We start from the raw sequence: 511 nt of genomic DNA, 5'->3' as shown, positions 1-511 counted from the left end.
CCCTAATAGATTGGATTGCGTCTACCTGGATTGGTGATCAACTTTCCCATTTTTCATGATAAACCGCCTGTTAAAGGCCAGGTCATTTACTTCTTCACCAAACACTTCCAGTACTACTTCTTCCCTTTGCTCATATGCTTTAATCACCGCATTTACGATACCATCCTCCAATTCCTGGGGATAGGAATCTTCTTTGCCAGTATCATGTTGCTGATCAAATGGAGGTCTTAGAGTCCCTGTTAGCTCTCTGATATTGGGATGATAAGCTGGGCTGGTATGGGAGTGAGTTCCCGCTATTATAATGTTTTGAAAAGGTATGCCGGTTTCGGCTTCAATTCGCATCCTCGCCTTTACGGACAGGTCTCTTTCAACCCATAAAAGATCTCCTACCACTAAAGCCACTTTTTCGTCCTGTTGCTCAAATACCACTGCTTTAGCAAACAATGGATCGTGTGCCCCTGTACTCGGCCCTCTATAATGAGGGTAACCCGCTTCTGATGGTGTGATTTCA

At 44.4% G+C, this 511-nt stretch carries 1 protein-coding gene; it reads right to left on the bottom strand.

Annotation, left to right across the window (positions count from 1 at the left end):
- Window positions 1–21: 21 nt before the first annotated feature.
- The coding region (locus ADIWIN_RS11245; protein WP_040757111.1) for a neutral/alkaline non-lysosomal ceramidase N-terminal domain-containing protein at window positions 22–511 on the bottom strand (490 nt) is incomplete at its 5' end.

Origin of the sequence: Winogradskyella psychrotolerans RS-3 (genome assembly GCF_000427335.1) — a bacterium.
Taxonomy (GTDB): Bacteria; Bacteroidota; Bacteroidia; order Flavobacteriales; family Flavobacteriaceae; genus Winogradskyella; species Winogradskyella psychrotolerans.
The sequence above is the reverse complement of the archived record's forward strand: the minus strand, read 5'-3'. Positions and strand labels throughout refer to the sequence as shown.